The sequence below is a fragment of the Varibaculum cambriense genome, assembly GCF_022133705.1.
GTDB classification, from domain to species: domain Bacteria; phylum Actinomycetota; class Actinomycetes; order Actinomycetales; family Actinomycetaceae; genus Varibaculum; species Varibaculum cambriense_A.
Map to the genome: position 1 here is coordinate 1 of NZ_JAKNHJ010000055.1, position 232 is coordinate 232.

The following is a 232-nucleotide window of genomic DNA, read 5'->3' on the forward strand; positions in this document are numbered from 1 at the left end:
TGAAGGACGTATCAAAAAGAAAAAGTTAATAGTGTTGATTGATTTTGGAAGTACACATAATTTCATTCATTGTAAGATAATGAAGGAATTGAATTTCTTCCTATATCCAGCACCAGAGTTTCAAGTGATGGTTGCAAATGGAAGAACCATAAATTTCTCTATAAAGTGCCATAATATCAAGCTATCTATGGGAGAATATGTGTTGAATAGTTCAATTCTTTCCATTCCAATG

General features: G+C 31.5%; 1 protein-coding gene. It reads left to right on the forward strand.

Features of this window, described 5'->3' with window-relative positions; all coding sequences use genetic code 11:
- Positions 1–31: 31 nt before the first annotated feature.
- A partial coding sequence (locus tag L0M99_RS09750; protein WP_238128459.1) for a retropepsin-like aspartic protease occupies positions 32–232 on the forward strand: 201 nt, incomplete at its 3' end.